At 68.3% G+C, this 2,624-nt stretch carries 2 protein-coding genes and 1 pseudogene; 2 read left to right on the top strand and 1 reads right to left on the bottom strand.

All coding sequences use genetic code 11. From position 1 onward, the window contains the following. Both AC36XV_RS05865 and AC36XV_RS05870 read left to right on the top strand, forming a co-directional pair. On the top strand, window positions 1-1,067 hold a 1,067-nt coding region (locus AC36XV_RS05865), incomplete at its 5' end, for a trans-sulfuration enzyme family protein (RefSeq protein WP_492202749.1). Between the two features lie 85 nt (window positions 1,068-1,152). Continuing rightward, window positions 1,153-1,416 (top strand): bacteriophage holin, encoded by a 264-nt coding sequence (locus AC36XV_RS05870; RefSeq protein WP_492202750.1) that lies wholly within the window; start codon window positions 1,153-1,155, stop codon window positions 1,414-1,416. A gap of 22 nt (window positions 1,417-1,438) precedes the next feature. Here the strand turns inward: AC36XV_RS05870 and AC36XV_RS05875 are convergent. Then, window positions 1,439-2,624, bottom strand: a pseudogene (locus AC36XV_RS05875) (hypothetical protein); the annotation flags it as partial.

A 2,624-nucleotide genomic window follows, 5' to 3' on the forward strand; every position in this document is an offset into this window, starting at 1 on the left:
AGTGCGCCAACTTCGAGTCCGTGGAGGGCGAGAGCTACCACGACATCAAGTACATGCGCCTGAGCAACTCACCGAACCACGTCGTGCTGGGAGAGAAGCTGGCGGCCCTGGAAGGAGCGGAGTCCGGGCTGGTGCTGTCGACCGGGATGGCAGCCATCACCACGACCTTCCATGCCCTGCTGACGGCCGGCGACCACGTGATCTTCCAGGACTGCCTGTACGGAGGCACGTACGACTACGCGCGACACGAGTTCGCCCGCTACGGCCTCGCCTGCGACTTCGTGAACGGGGAGCGGCCGGACGAGTGGAAAAGGGTCCTGCGCCCCGAGACGCGTATGATCTACGTGGAGGCGATCACGAACCCGCTCATCCAGGTGGCGGACCTGGAGGCCGTCGTCGCGTTCGCCCGTGAGCACGAGCTCATCGCCGTGATCGACAACACCTTCGCCAGCCCGGTGAACTTCCGGCCGGCCGAGCTCGGTTTCGATCTGTCACTGCACAGCGGCACCAAGTACCTGAACGGACACTCGGACATCGTGTGCGGGGCCGTCATCGGGGCGGGCGACCTGGTGGCCCGGGTGAAGCGAATGATGCACTTCCTGGGCGGCTCTCTCGACGCACACGCCTGCTTCCTGCTCCACCGCGGACTGAAGACCCTGGCTATCCGGGTGCGGCGGCAGAACGCGAACGCGCTGGCGCTCGCCCGGGCCCTCGAGGATCACCCGGCCGTCGAGCGCGTGCACTACCCGGGGCTCGCATCGCATTCGGGGCACGAACGGGCCACCCGGCTCTTCGATGGATACGGCGGCATGCTGGGCTTCGAGCCCGCCGGAGGCGCCGAGGCGGCGAGACGGTTTCTCGACGCCGTGGAGGTCGCCATCGTGGCCCCGAGTCTCGGCGGGGTCGAGACGCTGGTCACCATCCCGGCGGCCACCTCGCACGCCGGCCTCACGCCGGAGGAGCGCCGGGAGGTCGGCGTTGCGGACGGCCTGATTCGGGTGTCCACGGGTATCGAGGGAGAGGACGACCTCGTGGTCGGCTTCCAGGAGGCGCTGTCGGCAGTCTGACCGGGTGCGCTCCACCCCGCCGAGCGGTTAGCTTTCGGTCCCCCTCGCGAAAGTACCTGCGCTCACCCGCAAGCGGGAGACATCCATGCGACTCTGCGTCCGAACCACGGCCCTCACGTTCGGAATCCTGTGGGCGGTCGTCTTCTTCCTCGTGGCCGGCGCCCAGCAGATCTGGCCCTCCTACGGCGTGGCTTTCCTCGAGCTGATGGACGGCCTGTACCCGGGCTATGCGCCGGGCGGGTTCGGTTCGGTCATCATGGGAAGTCTGTACGCGGTGGTGGATGGAGCGATCGGTGGAGCGGTCCTCGCGTGGCTGTACAACCGGATGCTCGGCCAGCGGGAGGACTGACCATCGGCTGGGAACGGTGAGCCTAGCGCCAGAAGGCGCTGCCCACCCCCACGTACAGACGCGGCCCATCGCCTCCGTCGGCCACGGAGACCGTGACCTCCGTCCCCGTGATCTCGTCGCGGAACCACAGACCGCCGCCGGCCGCCACGTGCGTCGGGCCCTCCGAGATGCCGTTCGTGAACATCCGGCCGACATCGGTGAGCAGCATGAAGCCGAGCGTGATCGGCCTCTCTCGCACCCGCACTCGTCCGGCCGTCGCATACAGCTCGGCGCTCCCGAGCAGTCCGAGGTCGCCGGCGAAACGTTGCTTCTCGAATCCGCGCAGCGAGCCACGGCCGCCCAGATAGGCCGCATCCTGGAACGGGACCTGGCCGAACACCCGCTCGACGGCACCACCGACGAAGAGCACCGGATCCAGGGCGGTCGGCAGACGCACGAAGGCTTTCGCGTTGCCGTACAGCGAGAGCGCCGGGCCCTGCATGTCGAGGGCCGACGCGTACGCGGTGCCGCCACCGTAGAAGCGGATGCCGACCCCGTTCTCGCTGTCCGGTCCTTCCGTGGCCAGCCGAAGATCGGTGCGGAAGCCCAGCTGGTTGAACGTGCCCGCTCCATATGGCGCCAGAGACCGTATCACACCTACGGTCTCGGGGGACGCATACGGTCGATCGTCCAGGTCGAATCCATCCGCCGTGCGGGTCTGTCGGAAGAACGGTCCGCCCGCGATCTCGTTCCGACCGCCCAGCGACAGGCGTGCCGACAGGCCGGTCTCCAGCCGGAACTGGCTCAGACTGTGGAAGTTGGAAACCCCCGAGACCTCCGTGCGGTTGCCCCAGCCGTAGAAGCGGTTGCGATCGCGCGTGGTGGCGGTGGCGTAGGCCGAGTAGGACAGTCGCTGGCCCGGACGCACCGTGAGCCCGAGCTCGGCGCTGTAGGAGCCGGTCGGGTCGCCCACGCCGCGGAAGTTGAGAACGTAGTCGCTCGCCGTGGGAACGAGCATGGACCGCGTATACGAGGCGCCGCCGAGCCCGATCCCGAGCTCCACGCCGAGGTGGCTCGAGAGGCCGCCGGCCTGTGAAGGCAGGGTCCTCGGCATCCATTGCGCGTCTGCCGGCGTCGCTGCGAACAGCAGCGCGGCGGCGATGAGCGAGACGGTCCACGTTCTGAGCATGGCCGGAAATATAGCAGGATGTGGGCCACGGGCGAAATCG

This window comes from Candidatus Benthicola sp. (assembly GCF_058719085.1).